The 23,514-nt window shown below is 64.2% G+C and carries 22 protein-coding genes and 1 pseudogene; 18 read left to right on the top strand and 5 right to left on the bottom strand.

Annotated features, from left to right (window positions below; translation table 11 throughout):
- Positions 1 to 23 precede the first annotated feature (23 nt).
- The 16 genes from F4U95_RS21135 to hutC all read left to right on the top strand — a co-directional run bounded on the left by F4U95_RS21135 (position 24) and on the right by hutC (position 15,700).
- A complete protein-coding gene (locus F4U95_RS21135) occupies positions 24 to 1,934 on the top strand; it encodes a 2Fe-2S iron-sulfur cluster-binding protein (protein ID WP_030089529.1) in 1,911 nt (636 codons plus the stop codon).
- Positions 1,934 to 2,662 carry a hypothetical protein gene (locus F4U95_RS21130; protein WP_007406424.1) on the top strand — a complete coding sequence of 243 codons (729 nt, stop codon included), beginning with the start codon at positions 1,934 to 1,936 and terminating at the stop codon, positions 2,660 to 2,662. The genes F4U95_RS21135 and F4U95_RS21130 overlap by 1 nt, the downstream gene beginning before the upstream one ends.
- The gene (locus tag F4U95_RS21125; protein WP_007406380.1) at positions 2,659 to 3,381 is read left to right on the top strand and encodes a hypothetical protein; all 723 of its coding nucleotides are present in this window, start codon (positions 2,659 to 2,661) and stop codon (positions 3,379 to 3,381) included. Before F4U95_RS21130 ends, F4U95_RS21125 begins: the two co-directional genes overlap by 4 nt.
- Positions 3,368 to 3,811, top strand: coding sequence for a DUF1622 domain-containing protein (locus F4U95_RS21120; protein ID WP_007406411.1), 444 nt, complete (start codon positions 3,368 to 3,370; stop codon positions 3,809 to 3,811). Before F4U95_RS21125 ends, F4U95_RS21120 begins: the two co-directional genes overlap by 14 nt.
- 14 nt (positions 3,812 to 3,825) lie before the next feature.
- The gene (locus F4U95_RS21115) at positions 3,826 to 4,266 is read left to right on the top strand and encodes a four-helix bundle copper-binding protein (RefSeq protein ID WP_015449267.1); all 441 of its coding nucleotides are present in this window, start codon (positions 3,826 to 3,828) and stop codon (positions 4,264 to 4,266) included.
- Between the two features lie 254 nt (positions 4,267 to 4,520).
- Positions 4,521 to 5,822 carry a glycoside hydrolase family 130 protein gene (locus F4U95_RS21110; protein WP_438830636.1) on the top strand — a complete coding sequence of 434 codons (1,302 nt, stop codon included), beginning with the start codon at positions 4,521 to 4,523 and terminating at the stop codon, positions 5,820 to 5,822.
- 228 nt (positions 5,823 to 6,050) lie between these two features.
- The gene (locus F4U95_RS21105; protein ID WP_007406388.1) at positions 6,051 to 6,341 is read left to right on the top strand and encodes a hypothetical protein; all 291 of its coding nucleotides are present in this window, start codon (positions 6,051 to 6,053) and stop codon (positions 6,339 to 6,341) included.
- Between the two features lie 318 nt (positions 6,342 to 6,659).
- Positions 6,660 to 7,061, top strand: coding sequence for a hypothetical protein (locus tag F4U95_RS24975; protein WP_015449265.1), 402 nt, complete (start codon positions 6,660 to 6,662; stop codon positions 7,059 to 7,061).
- Positions 7,062 to 7,208: 147 nt separating this feature from the next.
- Positions 7,209 to 7,538, top strand: a complete 330-nt coding sequence (locus tag F4U95_RS21095; RefSeq protein ID WP_004212674.1) for a hypothetical protein — start codon at positions 7,209 to 7,211, stop codon at positions 7,536 to 7,538.
- Between the two features lie 252 nt (positions 7,539 to 7,790).
- Positions 7,791 to 9,311 carry an aldehyde dehydrogenase family protein gene (locus F4U95_RS21090; protein ID WP_015449264.1) on the top strand — a complete coding sequence of 507 codons (1,521 nt, stop codon included), beginning with the start codon at positions 7,791 to 7,793 and terminating at the stop codon, positions 9,309 to 9,311.
- A 26-nt stretch (positions 9,312 to 9,337) separates the two neighbouring features.
- Positions 9,338 to 10,363, top strand: a complete 1,026-nt coding sequence (gene adhP, locus F4U95_RS21085; protein ID WP_004212676.1) for an alcohol dehydrogenase AdhP — start codon at positions 9,338 to 9,340, stop codon at positions 10,361 to 10,363.
- Positions 10,364 to 10,388: 25 nt separating this feature from the next.
- Positions 10,389 to 12,095, top strand: a complete 1,707-nt coding sequence (locus tag F4U95_RS21080) for a copper resistance system multicopper oxidase (protein WP_037486761.1) — start codon at positions 10,389 to 10,391, stop codon at positions 12,093 to 12,095.
- Positions 12,092 to 13,078, top strand: a complete 987-nt coding sequence (locus F4U95_RS21075) for a copper resistance protein B (RefSeq protein WP_191225256.1) — start codon at positions 12,092 to 12,094, stop codon at positions 13,076 to 13,078. The genes F4U95_RS21080 and F4U95_RS21075 overlap by 4 nt, the downstream gene beginning before the upstream one ends.
- Positions 13,072 to 14,313, top strand: coding sequence for an MFS transporter (locus F4U95_RS21070; protein WP_015449261.1), 1,242 nt, complete (start codon positions 13,072 to 13,074; stop codon positions 14,311 to 14,313). The genes F4U95_RS21075 and F4U95_RS21070 overlap by 7 nt, the downstream gene beginning before the upstream one ends.
- 68 nt (positions 14,314 to 14,381) lie before the next feature.
- Positions 14,382 to 14,819, top strand: a complete 438-nt coding sequence (locus F4U95_RS21065) for a DUF411 domain-containing protein (RefSeq protein ID WP_004213035.1) — start codon at positions 14,382 to 14,384, stop codon at positions 14,817 to 14,819.
- A 191-nt stretch (positions 14,820 to 15,010) separates the two neighbouring features.
- Positions 15,011 to 15,700 carry a histidine utilization transcriptional repressor HutC gene (gene hutC / locus F4U95_RS21060; RefSeq protein ID WP_230588639.1) on the top strand — a complete coding sequence of 230 codons (690 nt, stop codon included), beginning with the start codon at positions 15,011 to 15,013 and terminating at the stop codon, positions 15,698 to 15,700.
- A 3-nt stretch (positions 15,701 to 15,703) separates the two neighbouring features.
- Here the strand turns inward: hutC and F4U95_RS21055 are convergent, their stop codons facing one another.
- The 4 genes from F4U95_RS21055 to F4U95_RS21040 all read right to left on the bottom strand — a co-directional run bounded on the left by F4U95_RS21055 (position 15,704) and on the right by F4U95_RS21040 (position 21,157).
- Positions 15,704 to 16,438: a PepSY domain-containing protein gene (locus F4U95_RS21055; protein ID WP_004213137.1), complete on the bottom strand. Its 735-nt coding sequence runs from the start codon at positions 16,436 to 16,438 to the stop codon at positions 15,704 to 15,706.
- Positions 16,435 to 17,139 (bottom strand): PepSY domain-containing protein, encoded by a 705-nt coding sequence (locus F4U95_RS21050; RefSeq protein ID WP_004213138.1) that lies wholly within the window; start codon positions 17,137 to 17,139, stop codon positions 16,435 to 16,437. The genes F4U95_RS21055 and F4U95_RS21050 overlap by 4 nt, the downstream gene beginning before the upstream one ends.
- A 10-nt stretch (positions 17,140 to 17,149) precedes the next feature.
- On the bottom strand, positions 17,150 to 19,852 hold the full coding sequence (locus F4U95_RS21045; RefSeq protein WP_070936263.1) for a TonB-dependent receptor domain-containing protein: 2,703 nt from the start codon (positions 19,850 to 19,852) through the stop codon (positions 17,150 to 17,152).
- Positions 19,853 to 20,590: 738 nt separating this feature from the next.
- Positions 20,591 to 21,157, bottom strand: a complete 567-nt coding sequence (locus F4U95_RS21040; protein ID WP_015449258.1) for a TetR/AcrR family transcriptional regulator — start codon at positions 21,155 to 21,157, stop codon at positions 20,591 to 20,593.
- Positions 21,158 to 21,226: 69 nt separating this feature from the next.
- On the opposite strand from F4U95_RS21040, the gene F4U95_RS21035 reads away from it, so the two are divergent.
- Both F4U95_RS21035 and F4U95_RS25565 read left to right on the top strand, forming a co-directional pair.
- Positions 21,227 to 22,057, top strand: coding sequence for an SDR family oxidoreductase (locus F4U95_RS21035; protein WP_015449257.1), 831 nt, complete (start codon positions 21,227 to 21,229; stop codon positions 22,055 to 22,057).
- A gap of 611 nt (positions 22,058 to 22,668) precedes the next feature.
- A pseudogene (locus F4U95_RS25565) lies at positions 22,669 to 22,971 on the top strand (CorA family divalent cation transporter); the annotation flags it as partial.
- Positions 22,972 to 23,033: 62 nt separating this feature from the next.
- Here the strand turns inward: F4U95_RS25565 and F4U95_RS21025 are convergent.
- Entirely contained in the window at positions 23,034 to 23,441 is a 408-nt protein-coding gene (locus F4U95_RS21025; protein WP_016743851.1) for a response regulator, read from the bottom strand.
- Between the last annotated feature and the right edge of the window lie 73 nt (positions 23,442 to 23,514).

Raw genomic sequence — 23,514 nt, 5'->3', positions numbered from 1 at the left:
GCTCGCACACTAAGGGGATGAGGATGTCCAGGCGGATCAGCCTTCGACGCTTGAGCCTCGGCTGCGCAATCGCTCTCAGCCTGTCCGCGAGCGCGGGCGCGCAGGAGGGCGAGGATCATGCCGCGCATCATGGCGCAGGCATGCCGGCCGGCGGGGGCATGTCCGCACCGGCAGAGCCGGGGTCGTCGGACATGGCGAAGATGATGAACCCCATGATGGATCGCATGATCAATGGGGAAGGGGAGAATGAGCACGGCCACGAATCGCGCCGGACCGGCTTCATCTCGCAGCTGCTCGCCTTTCCCGCGCTTGACGAAGCGGCAAGGCAGCGGGTCGCTGCGCAGGCCGGCGAACGGGTAAGCACGGGTCTGGCGATGATCAACGCCGCCTCGGCCGACGGCGCGCGTGCGACCACGGTCTCGGCCCGGCTCGATGCGGCGCGGCGCCTGCGCGAGGGAACCGACCTGTTCCGCTCCGGCACCGCCGCGCAGGGCGCGATCGGGGGCTTGCAGCCGCCCCGGGAGGTCGGGCTTGCCTGGCTGCGCGATCAGCTCGACATCGACCAGGCCGCGCCCGGCCATGCCGATCACTGGTTCGGCATCTCGCCCTCGCACCTCCTTCTCATGCTGTTCCTGGGGCTGGTGAGCGCCACGCTTATCGCGCTGCAGATCTTCCGCCTGCGGCGGATCGGGGCGATCGCCGGCGGTGTCGCCACCGCCAAGGTTCCAGCAAAGCCGGAGCCGAAGGCTGCCCCTCCCGCTACCAGGGTTGCGCCCGCGCCTGCACCCGTTGCCGACAGCGCCGGGCTCGCGCCGAGCAATGCGGCCGCACCCGCTGGGGCGTCGCTGCGCAAGCCCAAAAGCTGGGCGGGGCAGCTGCGCGTGGTCCAGATCGTGCGAGAGACGCCGAGCGTGCTGACCTTCCGGCTCGCGGACCCGACCGCCGACCGGCTGCCGTTCGACTTCCTGCCGGGCCAGTTCCTGCAGGTCGAGGTAGAGCCCGAAGCGGGCAAGACCGCGCGCCGTTCCTACACGATCGCCTCTTCGCCGACCCAGCGGGCCTATGTCGAACTGACGGTCAAGCGCGAGGAGCAGGGCGTGGTCTCGCGATACCTGCACGACAAGGTCGTCGCCGACGATCTGCTGAAGGTCAGCGGACCGTTCGGCGCCTTCACCTTCACGGGAACGGATGCCCAGAGCATCGTGCTGATCGCGGGCGGGGTCGGCATCACCCCGATGATGTCGGTGCTGCGCTATCTCACCGACACCGCGTGGAAGGGTGATATCTTCTTCTTCTACGGCGCACGGTCGACCGAGGAATTCGTGTTCCGCGACGAGCTCGAGCGGCTCGAACGCCGTTTTCCCAACCTCCATGTCGTCGCCGCGATGCAGCGCGCGCCCGGCACCGTCTGGATGGGCCCCGAAGGGCCGATCACGCGCGAGATGATCCTGGCCGCGGTGCCGGAGATCGCGAGCCGGCGCATCCATATGTGCGGCCCGCCGGCGATGATGGGCGCGATGCGCGGCGTGCTGGCGGAACTCGGCGTCCCCGAAGCGCAGCTGCACACCGAGGCGTTCGGTCCGGCCTCGCTGCCGGCCGACCACGAGGATCTCGAGGTCAAGCCCGCGCCCCCGCCAGCGGATAAGCCGGCCCCGAGCGCCGAGGTGGCGCCGAGCACGGTGACCTTCTCCGTGTCGGGGGTGTCGGCGGCCTTGCCCGCGGACGAGACCGTGCTGGAGGCGGCCGAGGGCGCGGGCGTCGAGATCCCCTATGCATGCCGTGCGGGCACATGCGGCGCCTGCGTGGTCAAGCTGCTGCAGGGCGAAGTGACGATGGAGGTCGAATCCGGCCTTGCGCCCGCCGACAAGGCGCAAGGCTATGTGCTCGCGTGCCAGGCGAAGGGGACGGGCACGCCGCTCGTGGTCGAAGCCTGATGCGCGAACGCAGCGACATTGCCGTGGGCCTGCTGGTCGCGTTCCTGCTGCTGTTCCCGTTCGGCTATCTCGTGCATGTGTCGCCCCGCTTTCCGGGTAGCCTGGCCGGCGGGATCATCGGGATCGCAGCGCTCGTGCTGATGCTGCTGACGCTTCCTTATGTCGCGGCCAAGCACATCGCCTGGGTCGACAAGGCGCTCTCCCGGGTCGTCAGCAAGCCAACCCTGCTCGCCATCCACATCTATGCCGGCGTGCTGGCGCCGATCCTGGGTCTGGTCCACGCCGCGCACAAGCTCGAAAGCCCGGTCGGCCTGCTTCTGACCGTCCTCCTGCTGATGACGGTCATCACCGGCTTCATCGGCCGCTACCTGCTTGCCCAGCTTGGTCGGGCGCTGCGCGGACGCAGGTCAGAACTGGCCTCGCTTCGCGCCGCCTTCCTCGAGGAGCCGGCGGCGCCGACGCAGGCCGATACCGCAGCCCCGCCGCTGTCGGGCTGGAAGCGCTATCTGTTCGTCGCCGGGGATGCGTCCGCGGGCCAGCGCCCCCAGGACAAGGCGGGGATCGCCGCAGCGCTGGCCGATACCGAATTCGCGATCCGTGCCGAAGAGGCAACCAACACCCTGTTCGCGCGGTGGCGGTTCCTGCACATCCTGCTGGGCTGTCTCATCTTCGCGCTGCTCGCGCTCCACGTCGGCGCGGCGATCTATTACGGGCTGCGCTGGCTATGAGCTGGCAGCGTCTTTCCTACGCCGTCTTCATCGCAGCCCTGCTGGTGATGGTCGCCGCGGTCGCGATCCGGATGCGATCGGACGCGCCGAGGGATGCCGGCCTGGTGGCGCAGCTCGTCTCGCCCGGCCCGCTCTCGAGCGCGCACCAGTCCTTTGCCGGCCAATGCACGGCCTGCCACACGCCGGGCAAGGGCGTCGAAACCCGGACCTGTCTCACCTGCCATGCGGGCACCGATTTCGGGACGAAGCAGTCGACGCAGTTCCACGCGAAAGCGACGCAGTGCACCTCCTGCCACGTCGAACATGAGGGAGAGCGCGGCATCATCCGCATGGATCACGCCGCGTTGCTCGACATGGCGAAGTGGCGGCAGCCTTTGGCGGGCATGTCGACAAACACTCGAAGCCTGACCCCCGAGACCGCGCTCAATTGCGCGAGCTGCCATGCGTTCCGCGATCCGCACCAGGGCCTGTTCGGCACCGACTGCGCGAGCTGCCACAAGACCGACAGCTGGAAGATCGCCAATTACCGCCATCCATCGGTCAATTCGACGCAGTGCGCCGAGTGCCACAAGGCGCCGCCGAGTCACTTCATGGAGCATTTCAGCATGGTCTCGCAGCGCGCAGCCGGATCGAAGGCGCGCGTCGACCAATGCTATGCCTGTCACGCCACCGACAGCTTCAACAATATCCGCAAGCGAGGCTGGTATGATCACCATTGAGGCCGACTGGCTGAGCGCCTTCTTCCGGCTCGCGGTGATCGGCCTGGAACTGGCGGGCACGCTGACCATCCTGGTCGGCGCGGGGCTCGCAACCTTTCTGTTTGCGCGGCGGGCGAGGGCGGGCGACCGAACCGAGGCCTATAGCGCGTTCCGCTCGGCGCTCGGCCGCAGCATCCTGCTCGGCCTGGAATTTCTGGTCGCCGGCGACATCGTCAAGTCGCTGGTGATCAACCCAACGCTCGACGATCTCATCGTTCTGGCCGGGCTGGTGCTGGTGCGGACCTTCCTGAGCATCTCGCTCGGGGTCGAGATCAACGGCCACTGGCCCTGGGAGGAAACCCGGATGGCGCGGGAGAAGGCGCGTGCGGCGTCGGATGGGTCGCCTGCGACGGCTGAGGCCGCCGGATGCGGCACAGCGCTCAAGGGATAGCAGATGGGAGGTGCATGATGATCGAGAGACGCGAATTGCTGATGGCCGGCGCCGGCCTTGCCGCCGCCGGAACGCTGGCTGTGCCGGCGGCGGCGCAGCAGCATCGAATGGAAGGGATGGCGATGTCGATGACGGACTGCATCGACGATTGCGTGGCTTCGCACCGCATGTGCCTGGAAACCGCCGCTTGGCTGACGAAGCAAGGCGGCGCGTCAGCTACGGCGTCGCTGATCGCCATGCTGAACGACTGTGCGGAACTGTGCCAGGCGACCGCCAACTCGATGCTGCGGGAATCTGCCCTGCACCGCATCGTCTGCCGCGCCTGCGCCGACGCTTGCGAGCGCTGCGCCGAGGAATGCGGACGCCATAGCGCGGACCAGCGGATCGCGCGTTGCTCGGCCACCTGCAAGAAATGCGCGGCGAGCTGCCGAACGATGGCGGACATGTCGAGCTGAGCGGCGCGCTTCGCACGTGCCCCACATAGTCACGTTCAGGCCAGAGCCCCCGGTCACAGCTTGTGTGTCCGACAACTACGCCAGGACAGCGATCATGGCACGTGGCACAAAGTCCGAGTATCCGGCAACGGCGGAAATCATCGCACCCGCCATCGCCGGAGCCTTCCGTGCCGCCACCCGATAGTCGGGTAATGCCGAGCACCATCTTTACGATTGCGTGAACGCTCCACGGTCGATCTGTATTGGAGAAGTCAGTGTCAACCGCCGAATTTGTCAACCGGCTACCCGAATTGCTCCGCCCCAATCCAGCAAGGGTAGTGATCAGACCCTATATGCCGTCGACGGAAACCTATAAATATGCGGTACCGGATCAGCCACGTGCGCAGCGCATCGCCGACCGCGTCCTGGCGCTCGACCCAGCATCGCTCCACGATGAGTTGCAACGCATTCTTGATGATTTCTCGGGAAGGCATCGTGAGGTTCCGTCCCTGTTTTTGCGGCGGTTCCACGAGGTTGATGGCATCATCGTCTGTGATTGCGAGGTCACCCATGAACAGGCGCTCTTGATCGGTGCCCATTTTTGCAACGAATATTCCTATGAGGCAGCAGCGCTTTTCAATCCGAGCATCGTCCTGCATCCTGATCAGTCTGCTGTACCTGAAAACTCTCTCCGATTCATTCTTTCCCTGCGAGGCGTGGGCGAGGGGCATATCTCCTCCGTCACCTTTCGCACCGGGTTTTGCGCCGCGGACGGAACCATAGCAATCAATCCTCCGAGCCCCATGCCGCTCGTGCTGGAGACTGAAAACATCTCCGGCGAGGACGGGCCGGACGCGGGCATTCGGATCAAGTGCGATGGCAGCCACGATCTCTCGGAGATCGTGATCTTTCCGACAACCCCCAGCCAGCGTGGTGGCATCGAAGACCTTCGCTTGGTCCGCTTCCTGGACGACGATGGCCGAGCCACCTATTTCGGTACATATACGGCATTTAGCGGCCAGTCCGTCCGGCAGGAGTTGTTGTCCACGCCGGACTTCCGGACATTCGAACTCAGACCGCTGCGTGGGGATGCCACCGGTAGCAAGGGCATGGCGCTTTTCCCCCGACGCATTGCCGGGCACTTTGCCATGCTTGGGCGCGAGGATAACGAAAATATCTGGTTCCTGACGTCCGCGGACATTCACGACTGGAGTGGCGGAGCGAAAGCCATCGAACCTCGCTGGCCTTGGGAGTTTGTCCAGATCGGTAATTGCGGATCGCCGATCGAGATCGACGAAGGCTGGCTGGTCGTAACTCATGGAGTCGGCGCCGTTCGGAACTATTGCATCGGGGCGTGCCTGCTGGACCGTGACGATCCCTCGAAGCTGCTGGCGCGGACGAAGCTACCGCTTTTGCGGTCGGACATGGATGAGCGCGAAGGTTATGTGCCAAACGTAGCCTACAGCTGCGGCGCGATGGTACATAATCGGGTGCTGGTACTGCCTTATGCCATTGCTGACAGCTTCACCACTTTTGCCACTATTCCTCTCGAGCGTCTGCTGGCCGCCATGGATTAGTCACTGTTGCCGACCTGTCCTGCTCTCGAGTCCGAACCATAGTTACACATCGGCACAACAACGATGCCAGTGCGATAATTTATGGCCATCTCAGAGACGGACTTCGCACATTACGTATACAGCAAGGCGGAAGGTGACACCATTTCACGGGCAAGCTCCGGAAGGGGCGACAATCGACCGGGCATATGCTCGATCGAACGGGAAACCCAGACTTGAAGGAATGGATACTTGCGCAAGAAGACGGCAATGATCGCTTCGCTCGCAGCTCTCGGCTTCCTCGCCGTCAGTGCCGGACCGGTGCTGGCGGACGGGATGCCGCCGGGCATGCCCGATCTTGAGGAGACCCTCAAGGCCAGGCCGGCGCCTGCCCAGCCCGATCCTGCCCACATGCAGGGCATGGCTCACGGTAAGGAGCAGATGCACGGCCAGATGATGCAGGGCCATCGAATGGCGATGCGGGATTCGCAGGACCAGGACGGCGCCTCCGGCATGTCACACAGGTCGGACGGTGGTTGCTGACCCTGCCATCATTCCATCAGACGACAAGGTTGACGGACAAGATCATGGCCGCTTTCAACCGAAGCCTTGGTCCGCCGTTCCCACGGCGGGCCAATCGCTTTTCTGGCCGGTCTCAGGACGAGAAAACCAGGCCGGGTCACATTTTTGATCGATCCCGGATCATCATTTTACGCGCCTGCTCCAGCAGGCACACGGCCGATCGGATTTCGATTCGTAACTTACGTATACAGACAGCGTCTCGCTAGCAGCATTGAAGCTTCGGAATTGCCGGGATCGGAACGTCGATCGGGCAACAGGAAGAACACTCGGAGACCCTCAATGCGACAGACGACATTTCTCGCGGCGCCCGTCAGCCTCTTCGCGACGCTAACCTTCGCCGCCGGCACCGCTCTCGCCCAGTCGACGCCCGCGCCCGCGCAGGCTGCGCCGGCCCATGCCCACCAGCAGGGCATGGATCATGGCGGGCAGCAGATGCACGATCAGATGATGAAGGATCATCAGGCCGGCGCGCAGAAGCAGCAGGGGCAACCGGCCCAGCAGGATCAACAGGGCATGTCGGGGATGGCCGGCATGTCCGGCGGCTCGCCTGCATCGAACGGCTCGGGCATGGCCGGTAAGGCGAAGAGTGGCTGCTGCAAGATGCCGATGAAGAAGGCCAAGCCGGCGGCGAAGAAGAAGACCGCCAAGCCCATGGCCGACAAGCCGATGAGCGACATGTGAGGTTTCCAGCCCCGAGAACAGACCCCAGGGGCTGAGGGCCCGCCGTTCCCCCGCGGCGGGCCAGTTCTTTGACGATGCCCAGCGTCGCCCCGTGCTCCCAGCTTTCAAAACCGGGTCCGAGCGTCTGACTTGACAGAGGAAACAGCGATGCGAAAACATCTTGGCGTCGGTGCTGCTGTTGGCTTTCTGCTCTTTGGCAGCACGCCGCTCCTCGCACAGGGTATCGGCCATAGCTTGTTCATGCGCGGCAAGATCGTCCGTATGGATGCGGGCGGCACAGTGGCCTGCCTGGGTAAGGCCGATGGCGCGCACATCGGGCAGATACTCGAAGTCTATCACGCAACGCCGCGCCACCGCCGTCTTGTCGGTCATGTCGAAGTCGACCAGATTTTCGACGACCATTATGCTCATTTCCGCGTGAGGGACGGGACGCTTCAGAAAGGCGATTGGGTGAGCCTAAAGCGCGTCCGGGCGTAACGCCAGAATTGGAATGCCAAGCGCCGCCCTCGCCAAAAGAAGACTCGGCCGAGTAACGCCTGTCTCGGCATAATTCCGATCAGGCGTGCGCGAATACGTTCAGGAGTCGATGAATAGTCATCGGCTCTGTTGGCGTGTCTGACCCTCAAGCCCGCGACCCCGATACCAGACTACCTTCTGCGGAACTTACTTATAGGCCACCCGGGCAAAGAGATTACTCCGTCAGGCCATCGATAGAGATGGAGTCAGGTTATGTTCGAGAAGGCGATCGGGACCATTAACGCGGCGGCCTCCTTCCGACACCGCTATGATAATTTCATCGGAGGCCGCTGGAGCGCTCCTGCGGGCGGCGAGTATTTCGCCGACACGAGCCCGATCAATGGCGCCCAGATCGCAGAGTTCGCGCTGTCGACGCCGGAAGATGTCGAGCGCGCGCTCGATGCGGCGCACGCCGCCAAGGATCAATGGGCAAGGATCGCGCCCGCCGAACGCGCCAGGATTCTCAATCGCGTCGCCGACCGGCTCGAAGACAATCTGGAGTTGCTGGCACTTGCCGAGACGATCGACAATGGCAAGCCGATCCGCGAGACGCGCGCTGCCGACGTGCCGCTCGCGATCGACCATTTCCGCTACTTCGCCGGCTGCATCCGGGCGGAGGAAGGCGGCATCTCGACGATCGATGCGGACACCATCGCCTATCATTTCCGCGAGCCGCTCGGCGTCGTCGGCCAGATCATCCCGTGGAACTTCCCGCTGCTGATGGCGGCGTGGAAGATCGCCCCGGCGCTGGCGGCGGGCAACTGCACCGTCATCAAACCCGCATCCCAGACGCCGCTCACCTTGCTGATGTTCGCCGAGCTCACCGCCGACATCCTGCCGCCCGGCGTGCTCAATGTCGTTACCGGCCCGGGACGGACCGTTGGCCAGGCGATCGCCGCCAATCCGCGCATCGCCAAGGTCTCGTTCACCGGCGAGACCGTCACCGGCAAGCAGATCATGCACGCCGCGGCGGACCATCTGATCCCCCAGACGATGGAGCTTGGCGGCAAGTCGCCCAACATCTTCATGGCGGACGTGCTCGACGAGGACGATGCCTTCTTCGACAAGGCGCTCGAAGGCTTTACTTTGTTCGCCTTCAACAAGGGCGAGGTCTGTACCTGCCCGTCGCGCGCCCTGATCCATGAGTCGATCTTCGACCGCTTCATCGAGCGCGCCGTGGCGCGCGTCGCCGCGATCCGCCAGGGCGATCCGCTCGACCCGTCGGTCCAGGTCGGCGCGCAGGCGTCGGAGGACCAGCTCCACAAGATCCTGGGCTATATCGATATCGGCAAGGCCGAGGGCGCGCAGTGTCTGGTCGGTGGCGCCAGGGCGCTGCCGGGCGGTGCGCTCGACCAGGGCTATTTCGTGCAGCCGACCGTGTTCGTGGGTCAGAACCACATGCGCATCTTCCAGGAGGAGATCTTCGGTCCCGTCCTGTCGGTCACCACGTTCAAGACGGTCGAGGAGGCGATCGCACTTGCCAATGACACCGCCTACGGTCTTGGCGCGGGCGTCTGGACCCGGAGCGGCAACACCGCCTACCGGCTCGGCCGCGCGATCGAGGCCGGGCGGGTCTGGACCAACTGCTATCATCAGTACCCCGCCCATGCCGCCTTCGGCGGATACAAGGCATCGGGCTTCGGGCGTGAAAACCACCGGATGATGCTCGATCATTATCAGCAGACCAAGAATCTGCTCGTCTCCTATGACGAGCACGCGCTCGGCCTATTCTGACCCCCCGCTTAAAAGGAGAAACGGACATGGCGAAAACCATGAAGGCGGCGGTCGTCCGCGAATTTGGCAAGCCCCTGGTCATCGAGGACGCGCCGATCCCGACGGTCGGCCCCGGGCAGGTCCTGGTCAAGATTGCGGCAACCGGCGTGTGCCATACCGACCTGCACGCGGCAGAAGGGGACTGGCCGGTCAAGCCCAACCCGCCCTTCATTCCTGGCCATGAGGGCGTCGGGCATGTCGCCGCCGTTGGTGCCGGCGTCACCCATGTGAAGGAAGGCGACCGGGTCGGTGTGCCCTGGCTCTACACCGCCTGCGGGCACTGCGTGCATTGCCTGGGTGGCTGGGAGACGCTTTGCCACGAACAGCAGAACACCGGCTATTCGGTCAATGGCAGCTTTGCCGAATATGTCCTCGCCGATCCCAACTATGTTGGTCACCTTCCCGACAATGTCGACTTCCTCGACATTGCGCCGATCCTCTGCGCGGGCGTCACCGTCTACAAGGGATTGAAGGCCACCGAGGCCCGACCCGGCGAGTGGGTGGTCGTCTCCGGCATTGGCGGGCTCGGCCACATGGCGGTGCAATATGCCCGAGCCATGGGTCTCAATGTGGCCGCGGTCGACATCGACGATAGCAAGCTCGACCTCGCTACACGCCTTGGCGCCACACTGACGGTCAACGCGCGCAACGAGGACCCTTCGGCAGCGCTCAAGAAAGCCATTGGCGGCGCGCACGGGGCGCTGGTGACCGCCGTTTCGCCCAAGGCGTTCCAGCAGGCGCTCGGCATGGTCCGGCGCGGCGGCACGGTCGCGCTCAACGGCCTGCCGCCGGGCGACTTCCCGTTGTCGATCTTCGACACCGTGCTGAACGGCATTACCGTGCGCGGCTCGATCGTCGGCACGCGGCTCGATCTGCTCGAGGCACTGGCGTTCGCCGGCGAGGGCAAGGTCAAGGCCACGGTCCATGCAGACAAGCTGGAGAACATCAACGACGTCTTCTCCCGCATGCATCATGGCGACATCGAGGGCCGGATCGTCCTCGACCTCGCCTGAAGCCGACTTCGCGAAAGTACAGTTCATGTCTCCCTTACATATCCGGCCGATCGCGCGGCGCCGTTTCGTCCAGGGGCTGGCGATCGGCGGCGCGGTCGCCGGTTTCGCCCCGGCGCTTCTCGCGCGATCCGCACCAACCTTGCCCGCTGAGCTGAGCGGGACCGAGTTCGACCTCGAGATCGCCGAGCTGCCGGTCAACTTCACCGGCAAACGCCGTATCGCGACCGCCGTGAACGGCAGCGTGCCCGCGCCGGTCCTGCGCCTGCGCGAAGGCGACACGGTCACGCTGCGCGTACGCAACGGCCTCAAGGAGATGTCGAGCATCCATTGGCACGGCATCATCGTGCCGGCGGAGATGGACGGCGTGCCCGGCATCAGCTTTGCCGGCATCGCGCCGGGCGAGACCTTCACCTATCGCTTCGAGGTCCGCCAGAGCGGAACCTACTGGTATCACGCTCACACGCTCGCCGAGCAGACGGGACTCTATGGAGCGATCATCGTGGAGCCAAAACAGGTGCCGACGGCGCGGGCGCCCGATCGCGACTATTGCATCGTGCTCAGCGACTGGTCGGACGAGCCGCCGCTGCAGATCTTCCTCAATCTCAAGAAGCAGAGCAGCTACTATAATTTTGCGCAGCCGACCGCCGGCGATTTCCTCAAGGATGTCGGCACCATGGGCTTGGGCAAGGCGCTCGAGCGGCGGCGGATGTGGAACAGCTCGCGGATGAACCCGACCGACTACAGCGATGTCTCTGCCGCGACCTACACCTATCTGATGAACGGCGCGCCGCCCGCCGGCAACTGGACCGGTATCGCCGCGCCCGGCGAGCGCGTGCGCCTGCGCTTCGTCGGCGCGGGGACGGCGACGTTCTTCGACGTGCGGATCCCCGGGGTCGAGCTGACGGTCGTATCGACCGACGGGCAGCCGGTCGAGCCGGTCACGGTCGAGGAATTCCGGATCGGCCCGGGCGAGACCTATGACGTCGAGTTCACCATGCCCGAGGGCGGCGCCCGCACCATCTTCGCGCAGGCGATCGATCGGAGCGGCTATGCCCGTGGTACGATCGCACCAGCCCCGGGCATGGCGGCAGCCGTGCCGCCGCTCGAGGCCCGGACCTGGCTCGAGCCGGTCGACATGATGGGCGCGATGGCGACGATGGGCGCAATGGGAGGCGACGCGCATGCCGGGCACGGCATGACCGAGATGGCGGCCAGGGCACGGCACGCCCGCACCGAATATGGCGCCAATACCGACATGCGCGTCGACTATCCGCGCACCAATCTGGACGATCCCGGCGCCGGGCTGCGCCGGCGCGGCTGGCGCGTGCTGACGCTGGCCGATTTGCGCACGCCGGGCGGCGATCCGGACCCGCGCGAGCCCGAGCGCGACATCGAGCTGCATCTGACGGGCAATATGGAACGGTTCATCTGGTCGCTCGACGGCATCAAGCTCAACGATTCCAGGCCGCTCCATTTCAGGCCGAACGAGCGGCTGCGCGTCACCTTCGTCAACGACACGATGATGGCGCATCCGATGCATCTGCACGGCATGTGGAGCGATGTCGAAGGCCCGGACGGCGCCTTCCAGGTCCGCAAGCATACGGTGGTGGTCCAGCCCGCCCAACGGGTGAGCTTCCGCGTCACCGCCGACGCCATGGGCCGATGGGCCTTCCATTGCCATCTGCTCTATCACATGGCGGCCGGCATGTTCCGGGAGGTGGTGGTCGCATGATCCGGATTTTCCCCTCGCGCGGCATCGCTCTTGGCGCTGCCCTCTTCCTGGCGCCGGCGATCACGGCCCCCGCCCTCGCGCAGGATGCCTCGCCCCCGTCGCCCGCCACCACCCCTGCCCAAACGGCCACTCCCGCTCCGCACACTCCTTCCGCGCAAGGCTCTCAGGACCATGCGGGCATGGACATGCCGGGCATGGATATGACCGACACGAAGGCGTCCGGTAACGGCGCCACGATGGACATGGGCTCGATGCAGGGCGGCCAGGCCCCGCCGGACGCGCGCAACTCGGACGATTATGCCGACGGCTACCGCAACTCGACGCTGCCGGGCTATGAGATGGCCGACAAGCTCTCAATCCCCAAGATACTTGTCGATGAGCTTGAGTTCACCAGCGGCAACGAGGGTCAGGGCGTGGGCTGGACCGTGCTCGTCACCAAGGGTCAGGACAATGACAAGCTCTGGCTGCGCAGCCAGGGGCTCAAGAACTCCCGCGACCAACGTCTCGATCCGGAGAGCAGCGTCGAGGCGCTGTGGTGGCACAGCAAGAACCCGTTCTGGGGCACGCTGCTCGGGGTCAGGCAGGATCTCGGCAAGGGTGCGACCACCTGGCTGGCCGCCGGCGTCGAGGGACTGGCGCCCTATTGGTTCGACGTCCAGCTCACCGGCTATGTAGGAACCGATGGGCGTCTCGCGGCGCGCGCCAAGGCGTCCTATGAGGTCTTGTTCACCAATCGGTTGATCCTTACGCCGCAGGTGGAGACCAATATCTATTCGAAGCGGTCGAGCGATCGGCAGCTCGGCAGCGGCTTCAGCAATGTCGAGCTGAGTGGACGGTTGCGCTACGAGGTGTCGCGCAAGTTCGCGCCCTATATCGGCTTCGTCTGGGAGCGCGCATTTGACGGCACGGCCGATTTCCGTCGCCTGCGCGGGGAAGGGCCTTCCGAACACAGGCTGGTGATCGGCTTGCGCGCCTGGTGGTGATCCGCGGATGGCCACTCGAGGGGTCGACCGCGAACGCGCCGCGTGACAAGGCTGGATCGCAAGCCAACGGTCGCTGGCCGGCCTCCTTTTTCGTCTTGTTGCTCGCGGCGGCTGCGGCGTCGGCGGGACAGACGGCCATTCTCGCCTTCCTTCCGGCACTGGTCGACCCGGCTCGTGGCGCGCTATCGTCAAGCGCTCATGATTTTCATGTCGCGAGCCTGACCGCGGTCCATCCCCTGGCAGCCTTGCTGGCGGCGCCGCTCTGGGGCTGGATCGCGGACCGGGTCGACTATCGGGCGATGTTGCGCGCAGCGCTGGTCATCCTCGCCCTGGTGACCGCGCCGATCGGCCTCGTCGGGCTGCCTGAGCTTTATGCATTGCGCCTGGTGGCGGGGATGGCGTCGGCCGCCATCATACCGTTGGGCTTGCTCTGCGCGAGCTTTGCCGCAAACGAGCGCGCGGACCAGGCGCGGCGCTTCACCTGGCTGACCGCCTTCTTGTTTCTGGGCGATCTCGCCGGTCCGCTGGTGGCGGAGGTCTCGGCCGCGATCCTGCCCCGCGCTCCCCTCATGATCCTCGCTTTCGGCATCGGTGCCGTCGGGGCGGCGCTTTGCGCCGTGCGTCTGCCGCGCTGGTGTGCACCTTGCATCGATGGCGGAGACCTGCCCGCGCCGACGCTCGGCGCGACGCTGATCCTGCTTTTCGTCACGATCGTCGCGGGCGGCGGGCTGGCGGCGATGCATGTCAATCTCCTGGTGACGCGGAGCGTCATTTCGCTGAGCCGCGAAGAGATCGCCTGGATGCTCAGTCTCTGCGGATTGGGCATGCTGGCAGCACAGATCTTCCATGCGAGGCTCGATTGGCTGGTGACCATGCCGAGGCGGCTTGCGGGGCTGACGCTCGGCCTGCTGGCTGCGGCGCTCTTCCTGTTCCCTGTCGCCGCGAGCATGGCCGAACTCAGTGGGATCATCGTTGCTGCCGGCTGGAGCTCGGCAACCCTTCGATTGGTCACCAGCTTCTGGATCAGCGGTGCGGCAGCCCCTTCGGGTCTGAAGCTCGGTCTCCAGCATTCCGCCGCCAGCATCGGGCAGGCGCTCGCGCCGCTGGCGATCGCCGTCGTCGCTCCCGGGGCGCAGCACTTAGTCTTGTGGGGGATTGGTGGTCTGTCGCTGGCGCTGCTTGTGTCCTTGCCGCTCGCCTGGAGGCCGCGCGCCATCGTGAAATCTTCAGCGTGATGAGGGGTAGGGGGCATCAATGCGTATAGATCATTAGGAACCCTATCGCATGCTTCCGGGAGCCGTTCATGAAGACCCGTCTTTCTGCCGCCTTGCTGTTCCTCGCCCTGCCCGGCGCAGCGCTTGCGGCGAATGATGTCGTCGTCCACCGGGACCCGGGTTGTGGATGCTGTGAGAAGTGGGCCCAGGCGCTTCGCGCGAAGCTGGGCCGCACGGTCGTCATGCGCGACGATGCGTCGCGCGGGGCGCTTCAGCGGAGGGCCGGCATGCCGGGCACGCTGGCATCCTGCCACAGCGCGATGGTTGATGGCTATCTGATCGAGGGCCATGTCCCGGTCGCCGATATCAAGCGCCTGCTGGCAACCCGTCCCGTAGGCGTCAGAGGCATTGCGGTGGCGGGGATGCCGATCGGCTCGGAGGGCATGGAAGTGGCAGGCGCCGCCCGCCAACCCTATGCGGTGGTGTCGTTCGGCAGTTCGGGCCAGAAGGTCTTCGCGCGGCATTGATCACGCACGCCTCGGCTCTCGCTGGTGATTTCCTGTTTGAATGACTGGGACTTGCTCGCCCCCACCTGTATAGTCATTTGATGCATGCTCCCGCTCGCCCCCATAGCCGCGCATCCGCTCCCCGGACGAAAGCTGCTTCTGTGGGCGAACCCGCGGTCGACGCTGCCGGTGCGGAGAAGCAACCTCGCTATGTGGCGATCAAAGACAGCATTTTCGAGGACATCCGGGAAGGTCGCCTGAAGCCCGGCGACCAGACGCCGTCAGAGGCCGAGCTCGTCGAGACGTTCAAAGTCTCGCGCATGACCGCAAACCGGGCGTTGCGGGAACTGCAATCGGCCGGTGTCGTGGTACGGCGGGCGGGGCGGGGCAGCTTTGTCGCCGAGCCCCGGCCGATCGGGCAGCTGATCGAGATCCGCAACATCGCGGAGGAGGTGCGCGGCAGGGGCCACGCCTATCGCGCGCGCGTCATTTATAATATCGAGATACGGGCTGATGCGGAAAGGGCAGCTCTGCTGGAAGTCGGCTTGGGCACGCGCCTCTTCCATTCGCTTATCGTCCATCACGAGACCGAATTCCCAATTCAGGTCGAGGAGCGCTTTGTACTGGCATCTGCTGCGCCACGCTACGGAGAGAGGGATTTCAGCGCCTCGACGCCGAATGAATATCTGACACGTGTTGCCCCGCTCGAGCGAGTAGAGCACCGGGTGTGCGCGGCGATGCCGGATACAGCCATGCGAACAATGCTGGGCCTCGCTGAAGGAGAACCAGTGCTAATGATGACGCGCAGAACCTGGAGTCGCGGACGTCTCGTATCGCACGCTTGGCTCACGCACCCGGGCAATCGGTTCGAGCTATCGGCGGCTTTTTCTGTTGGGACCTAGCGATCAGCCCGCGCCCAACTTGACGGCCGATTTGCGCCTGCGCCGCAACCATCGCACGTCGGCGCGACTGAAGCTCTTAAACAGCAGGTAGAAGCCCGTCCCCGACAGCCACAAAGTACCGAACGCAACGAAGACGATCAGCGGGTGATTGAAGCTGGTGCGGTTCACATAGTCCATATTGTGGAGCATCCAGAAGAAATCCCAGGTGCGCCATGTGTCGCCGCGCATGACCAGGAATCGGCCGGTGTCGGCGGAGATGTAGGCGCTGCTGTTCTCTGCGTCCGCGAAATCCAGTCGCCACATGGTGCCTTCGTGCTCGCGCGCTTCCACATTCGGTTCGGCGAGCAACGTTGCCTTGCGGATCGGTGCTTCATTCACCATCGTCGCGACGTCGCGCGCGACCTGCTCGTCGACCCGAACCGGGGCGCCGCTCGTCGCGTCGATTAGCCGCGTGCCCGTGGTGGATCGAAGCTCGTAGACGGGGCGTGTGGCAAGGGACCGCAAGGCGATGCCGAGCACGGGACCATCAAGAGCGAGCTTTGCCGGCGCAATATAGTCACCGGCAGGTAGGGCGTGCTGATGGCTGGCCTGCGCACTGTGTCCGCCGACCTTCTCCTGATCGAGCAAGGCCATCATCGAGCCGCTCAGAGCCCAAAGGAGAAACTGCACGCCCAGGATCAGGCCGACCCATTTGTGGATGCGCCGAAAAAAGAGCGGGGTGAACCGGATTTTCTTCATGCCTTCTTCTTCCTGCGCCGCGGGAACGACCAAAGCAGCAGCCAAGCCCCGGCCAGCGCCATGGCAAGGGCACTCCAGGTCGCCACGCGCAGCAGCGGATTGTTGACGTCGGAGCGATCGTCATAGTCCATGATGTGCAGCATCCACGCGAAATCGAACACGCGCCACAGCGCATGGCGGCGCGAGATCAGCTCACCGGTCTGCGGAGAGAGATACAGGGTTGGCCGGTTCCAGGCATCGAATTCGACCTGCCAATAGGGAGGCTTGCGCGCCTGCATTTCCAGTGGCGCCGTCGTCAGCAGCCGGGCTGCGACGATGTCCCCGGTGCCGCTGTAGATGCGCCGAGCGGCGGCGCGGATTTGTGCCTCGCTCAAATCGGGGATGGGCTGTCCCGAACCTGCATCGAAGAGTCTTGGACCACCCGGGGTTTGCGCGCGCCAGACGGGCTGATCCATGAACCGTTGCAGGCGGATCTCGGACGCGTCGGGAGCCGATTGAACAATCCGCGCCGGCGGGACGAAGCTCGCAAGGTCGATGGGGGCGACGACCGGTGGGCGGACCAGATCGTCGCCATGGATGATGTCGATATGGACGGCCACCATATAGAAGCCGGTCAGCGTCCAGAGCAGAACCTGGACGCCGACGATCAGGGCCAGCCACTTGTGCGTCCGGCGGATGACCAAAGGCCAGCGAATTGCCATGTGCTGCCCTTCAGAACGCGGTTCGGAAGCCGGCGTAGAAGCGCCGTCCGAGCAGATCATAGGTCATCGTGTCGGTGTTGGCATCGGTGAAGCTCTGGATATAGGGCGCCTTGCGGTCGAACAGATTATCGGCCCCGATCTGGAAACGTGTCTTCTCGTCGATCGCGAAGGCAAGCTGAAGATTGTGGTAGAAGACGTTCGGCGTGCGGTAGCCGATGTCGCCGGCCGATGCGTTGAAGTCGGTCGCCTTGCCGATCCATTGTGTCGACCAGGTCGCGCTGATGCCGTCCTTTTCCGCCGTCAGCACGCCATAACCACGCCATTTCGGATAGCCGCCATTGCCGCCCCCGATAAACCCGTCGAAATAGATCGGCGCGCCGCCGGGGAAGGGGTTTACGACATATTTGTTGAGATAGGTCATGTTGAGATCCAAGGAGATCTTCACCTCGCCCACCGCACCACTGTACACCAGACCCAGATCGAGACCATTCATCTCCTCGCGGCCGGTGTTGATGGGCTGGGCGGAGAGGTAAGTGACCTCGCCGGTCAGCGCGCTGCGCGTAAAGTCGCTGCAGAACGGGTGCGACAGGTTCTGGCTCGCATAGCAGACTGCGAGCTTGGTCGAGCCGGGAATGGCCCGGATCGCGTCCTTGATCTTGATGTCGAACCAGTCTGCCGTCAGCGACAACCCTGGGATGATGCCGCGCGGCGATATCACCGTACCAACGGTCCAGGTCGTGGAGCTTTCGGGCCGAAGGCTCTGGTTACCGCCCACTGTGGTGAGGATCGTGGTGCCGAGCTGCGTATAGTTGGCCGGCACACCGGACGCCTGACAATTGGCGATCAAGGTCACGTTGCCGCTGGAGGTGTAGCGCGAGCAGGGATCGGTCGTGGTCAGATTGCCTTCCGAGACGCCGCCGAAAAGCTCCGGCACGTTGGGAATGCGAAAGCCCGTCCCATAAGTGCCGCGCAGACGGATGCTGTCATTGACTACCCAGTCGGCACTGAGCTTGTAATTCCAGTCGCTCCCGAAGAGATTATAGTCTGAGTAGCGGACTGCGCCATCGAGCGTGAGCGCCTTGGCGAAAGCTGTGTTGGCAAGCACCGGCACCGATAGCTCGAGATAGGCTTCCTTGGCGGTGCTCGAGCCCGAAATAGGATCCTGCTGATTGACGTTCGCCACGCCGAGCACCGTCAACGGGTCGGGATCGCGCCAGCCTTTTTCGCGCCGATAGACCACGCCGGTGGCGAAGGACACCGCGCCGGCTGGAAGGGAGAAGAGATCGCCGTTGAGGTCAGCCGTGACCGTGCCGAGTTCGTTGCCTCCGCGATCGCGCGAGGTGAACAGAATATAATCCAGAACCTGAGGTGTCAGGTCTCCGAACCCAAGATAGTCACCGCAGGGGATGGCCGCGCCCGCCGTGCTGGAGCATTTGCTCCTGTCGAGCGTGTTCGCGACGCGCTCGAGATTGGCGATGTTGGTCGAGCCGTCGACGGCCGTGTTACGCCCGAAGCTGCCCGCGACTTCCCAGGCCCAGTCGTTCGCCAGCTTGCCGCGCAGCCCGAAGGTGCCTTGCCAGGTATCGGTCTCCTGGAAGAAGTGGCGCGCGCCGGGTTCGGCGAGGCGGCGCTGGGCCAGGACCAGGTTCTGGCCGGTCGGATTGGTCGGATTGCTGGCTGGTATCGAGAGATTGCGCAGCGTGCCGGGTGTCGCGATCTGATTCGACTTGCGGAACGTATAGAGGAACTCGCCGAACGCCTGGATACCGTCGGTCAGCGCATAGTCCGCGAAGAAGGCCGTGCTGACGCGCTCGACTGGGCTGACCGCATTGAGAAACGGGTTCGAGTTGAAGTTGTGCTTGGCGGGACTGTAAGGCTCGTAGAAGTTCCCGTTCCCTCCGGGTACCTGGTTGAAGTTGATCTGTTGGCCGTTGGGCAGCACCGCGCGTCCGCCGATCGTCGAGGCGCTGTTGACGCAGCTCAGCGAGCCCGGCGTCGTTTCAGCGAGCGAGCAGGGCGCACGCGAGGCCATGTTGACGGCGCTGGTCTTCTGGTAGGTGACTGCTGCCATGAACCCGCCACGATCGTTGCGAATGCCCCAAAGTAGGTCCGCGGTGAGATCGGAGCCGTCGCCGCGCTCGGTAATGCCTTGTCGGACGCTGAGACCCAGGCCTTCATAATCGGTGCGCGTGACAAGGTTGACCACGCCGGCCATGGCATCGGCCCCGTAGATAGCGGACGCGCCATCCTTGAGGACATCGGTGCGTGCCAGCGCCACGACCGGGATCATGTTGAGATCGGGTGAGGAATTGGCGCCGGTGCCGCCCGCGACGAGACGTCGGCCGTTGAGGAGCACGAGTGTGCGCTTGATGCCGAGGCCGCGCAGATTGACCTGAGCAGTGCCATAACCGTTGTTGGTCCAGTAGGCCGATGTCTGGTTGCCCGCGAAGCCGGCATTGGCCGGCAAACGCTGCAAGGCGGTTTCGATATTGACGATGCCGGTATTTTGGATCTGCTCGGCGGTGACCACGGTGGCCGGTCCAACCCCGGCCAGATCCTGCCGACGGATTCGTGAGCCGGTAACGACGATGTCGCTGTCATCCCCCAGGACTTGTGCTTTTGGCTGCGGTGTCGGATCGGCCTGAGCGAGAGCCGGCGCGGCGCAGCCCGCGACGATGGCGGCGCTGCCGAGCAGGGCCATCCTGATGGTCATGTGCAATCCCCCTGACGTTTTAGAACAGCCACAGACAACATCAGTTGTATATACAGGTCAACAGTATTTTTCCTGTTTTTCCAATACCTTATTCTCGTGAAATTTAGATATAGATATAGCTATAATACGCACGCCAGACGTCGAACCCTCATGACTGAAGAGATATTTTTGCGAGCGCTCATTTGCAAAGCTGCTGAGATAGGAGATAGAATATCATATGGTAATACAGCCTCGCACGCTTCGATTTGATGATCGGGACATTTGGCCGGCAAGAATGCGAAGCGGCATGATCACATGTTATTGGTGTCGGCGTGATATACCTAGGTATAGCGCTAGAGATGCTCCGGGAACATTAGTCCTTTGCTGAGCTTGCACGCGCCAGGGAAAGTAATACCGATGCGGACCGCATTTGATCCTCGTTTCCTGGATGTGTCGCGCCTTCTTCCGGATTGAGCCGCAGGTTCGCCTTTTGAGGCAGATGAAACGACTCCTGACGAAACGTCGTGCGACGAGTCCGGCGACCTGAGATCGTCGCGCAGCCACTGGGTCACTTGGCGATGATCCAATCCGGTTCGGCAGTGGCGGCGCAGTCCTCGAACGTCGATCGCATCCGCGGAGCCGACGGGCCGGCTTGTGCATGAGCCGCCCTGATTTTGCCGCTGGGCAGTACGGCAGGTTGCGAAAAATGCTTGCTGTGTCCCGGTCGGCGCGCGGGCGTGCAGCTCGCGCCTCGCACGATCACACGCGCAGCAGTCGCCCCACCGCCCGCATGATCGTCGCCCGGCGCGCCGCGTGCTCGGCAGCGTCGCGTGCAGCTCCGGTCATGCACCAGAGCTGGGTGAGGGCGGCGACAAGCCGGACGACATCCAGGGGCGTGAAGTCGGCGACGATCCGCCCCTCGGCCTGCGCCGCTGCGATCCCGTCCAGCTTCTCCCCGAGAAGGACCTCGCCGGCCGGGAGCATCAGAACATCCTGGCCACGCTCCAAATGATGCCAGGTCAGCAGCCTCCACAGGCGCGGGCGTTCGACCAGCAAGTCATAGGTGCGCCCCGCATAACCCTCAAGATCATTGGGATCGAAGCGATCGGCCTGCGCCGCGTCCATCACTTCCTGCGTCAGCGCGGCATCGAAGAGCGCCTCCTTGTCCCCGAAATAGGTGTAGAGCATCGGCTTGCTGATACCCGCCGCCTGCGCAATCCGGTCGATCCGCGCGCCCGCCAGCCCATGGGACGCGAACTCCTCGGTCGCTGCAGCCAGGAGCGTCTCGCGGCTCTGTGCGGCATTCCGCCGGGTTCGTTGCTTCATCACACCTCCAAGCATTGACGCATTCCAGGTTTCAAGTTACCTACCAGTTGGTAATATATGGAGTAACATATGTCCAATCACTGGTTTCTCACGGGCGCGTCCAGCGGCATCGGCCGCCATCTGGCCGAACTGATCCTGGCCGCTGGCGACGACCTTACCGCGACGGCCCGCAAGCCCGAAAGCCTCGATGATCTCGCGGCGAAATATCCGAGCCAGCTGCGCGTCGAAGCGCTCGACGTTACGGTCAAGGACGATATTGCTGCGGTCGTGGCCCGGGCGCAGGCGCGTCGACCCGTCGATATTCTGGTCAACAACGCCGGCGGCGGCGTGATCGGCGCCACCGAAGAGATGTCGGACGCCGAGGTCGAAGGCCAGATCGCGCTCAATCTCATGGCGCCCATCCACATCACCCGCGCCTTTGTCCCCGCCATGCGGCTGCGCGGGAGCGGCCGGATCATCCAGATCTCCAGCGCTAGTGGTCAGGGCTCGCTTCCGACGAGCAGTCTCTATCATGTGGCCAAATGGGGCCTGGAGGGCTTCAGCGAATGCCTCCGCCAGGAGCTTGAACCCTTCAACCTGTTCGTGACACTGATCGAGCCGGGCGGGGCGCGCACCAGCTTCAGCCACAATCTGCAATTCGCCAGCGAGATCGCCGCGTATCGCGATACGCCCGCCGGCCATATCCGCAAGATGTTCGAGACCGCCGGAAACGAGCTCTACACGCTCGACCCGCAAAAGATCGCGCAAGGGATCGTTGATGTCGCAACCAGCGACCATCCGCCGCTGCGCGTGACTCTGGGGGGTGACGCTTTCGGCGTTGTCCAGGCGGCGCTGCAATCGCGGCTCGCCTTTCTGCAGTCCCAGGAAGCGCTCGCGCGCTCGGTCGCTTTCGACAGTTGAGCTTTTCCGTCTTCCAGCTTTCGTCTCCGCGCGGTGCGACGCGCCTCACCGGGGCCCGGCAACCCTGTCGTCAGCGCCGTTATCCGATACTTAGGTATAGTCATCCGACACGATTGCAGAGGCGCCACACGGGCAATCGCTTGGTACCATCGCAAGAGAGGAAAACCCTCGCGGTCGCCAATCAAGGGTGCGCAGACCTTCGCAGTCTGCGTGCCCTTGATGTGGCAGCGCGCCGCCCAGCCACGCGCGTCATGAACGGGAGCGGCCTTCTGCGAAACCCAACGCTCCGCCGCATTTTCTATAAGCTCTCGCTCGAATTGCTGCGCGCCGCCTTCTTCTTCCTGCGATTGGGCTTGAAGAATGACGAGTGTTTGTGCGCGCGTCTCAATAGGCGAGGCACACGGCTTCCGGTCGCCGCCGCCGTTCTTTGTCACAATGGCAAACGGCTACGGCCGGCGACCCTGATCGATCCGGCGTGCGAGCACGTCGGCAAGGATGACTTCGTGTGGATCAAAATGTCCCAGCCCAGCGAAACAGAACTTGCCGACATCGCCGGGAATTACGGCCTTCACCCGCTTGCCATGGAAGGTGCCGACAACGGCCACCAGATTTCGAAGCTCGACGATCACATGCTCAGGGTTGAGAGCGCCATCACCGGCATCCGCGACATCCTGATCTCGGTGTTCGAGGCGAGTCACCTGCTCGAACAGCAGCGCCAAGGTGCGATCACCCGTTAGCTTGCCGCCCGGGCTGCGATCCTCGCGGTGCCTACCGCGATTGCCGGAATCTACGGCATGAATTTCGAGAATATGCCCGAACTGAAGACGCAATGGGGATATTTCGTCATCCTCGGCGTCATCGCTGCGGTCTGCATTGGGCTCTACATCCGGTTCAAACGTAGCCACTGGCTTTGACGGCGCAGATCGGCTTTCCACATCGCGCCGGGCTGAGGCTGCCGGGGGCCGGCCGCCACAATTCAATGCTTTCGAAGCGTCTCGATGCGGTGCCGGTCCAACGCTTCGAGCAAAGCCCTGCCGATCAGCGGCTTTGCGAGAACATGATCGAAGCCCGCCTCAGCGGCCCGCGAGGCCAGCAGCGTGTCATGAAAGCCTGAGATCATGATCGCGCGTCCCGACCATCCGATCTCGCGAAGGTGACGCAGCATCGCGAATCCGTCGATGTCGGGCATGCGATAGTCGAGGATGACGCAGTCTGCCTCCTTCGCGCGGGGGTCGGCCAACAGCGCGTGGCCGGTCGTATATCCCCACACGGCATAGCCGCGCGATCTCAGCAGCAGCTGGAGGCCACGCCGCACGCCGGGATCGTCGTCGGAGACGAGGATGGTGTATCTGCCATCATGCTGAGTGGAACGGACCGATGGCATTGCGAGAAGCGGACACCCGTGTGACGATTGCACCATCGATCGCATATCGCGCCTCGTCCCGTCGCTACGTAGA

Source organism: Sphingobium limneticum (assembly GCF_008710165.1).
Classification (GTDB): domain Bacteria; phylum Pseudomonadota; class Alphaproteobacteria; order Sphingomonadales; family Sphingomonadaceae; genus Sphingobium; species Sphingobium limneticum.
This window is presented reverse-complemented; position numbering and strand designations above follow the sequence as displayed.